This window comes from Halorubrum tibetense, from assembly GCF_042661865.1.
Taxonomy (GTDB): domain Archaea; phylum Halobacteriota; class Halobacteria; order Halobacteriales; family Haloferacaceae; genus Halorubrum; species Halorubrum tibetense.
This window is the reverse complement of record NZ_JBHSWW010000631.1, coordinates 1-625: the sequence shown is the minus strand read 5'-3', so window position 1 is coordinate 625 and position 625 is coordinate 1. Positions and strand designations below refer to the sequence as shown.

The following is a 625-nucleotide window of genomic DNA, read 5'->3' as shown; positions in this document are numbered from 1 at the left end:
TTCATCACAGCCAGACATAGCAGGTACGACCAAGCGCCACTTAGGCGGTAGTTGAGCTATTGTGGTCGGCTTTTCATCAATATCCTGCAATGCAAGGCTATCTAATTGAGCCGGTGGGTTTAGTAAAACACCTTTGTTGATGGTGCCTGTTGGTATGCCCAGACCAGTTTCGTAAACAATATAGGCCACAAGCATCGGCACCAAGATAACGCCCATCACCAGCCACTTAGACCATTGAAATTTGCGCGAGTTAGATAATTCTGAATTTGTCATGTGTTAGCTACGTCTTATTTATTCGTTGTCTTTTGTTTTAGCAAGGTTAATAAATTGGTGTTGGCAAAGAGCAACAATATCACCAAAGCCAAGGCCATAGAAAACCATTGGAAAGCGTAGGCCTGATGCTTCATCGGAGAGATATTCACAGTGGGCCAGTTGGTCATCAAGGCACCCTCGCTTTCTGGCGCTAATTGCACCAGGCCACTCAATTTGAAGCCTGAAATGGCACTCAACTTTGCCAGATCTATTTCCGCAATTCGCTCGACAACTTGAGCATCAGGCGACATATTTTTTAGCATGATATTTTTCGACGGCAAGGCGATTTGCCCCGCGATGTTAACGCTACCCG

The 625-nt window shown here is 45.6% G+C and carries 2 protein-coding genes; both read right to left on the bottom strand.

Features of this window, described 5'->3' with window-relative positions; genetic code table 11:
• Window positions 1–273, bottom strand: a 273-nt coding sequence (locus tag ACFQEU_RS17415) for a hypothetical protein (protein WP_379784204.1), incomplete at its 3' end; no start/stop codon positions are given.
• 14 nt (window positions 274–287) lie between these two features.
• Window positions 288–625: SURF1 family cytochrome oxidase biogenesis protein (locus ACFQEU_RS17410; protein ID WP_379784202.1), on the bottom strand; the 338-nt coding region annotated here is incomplete at its 5' end.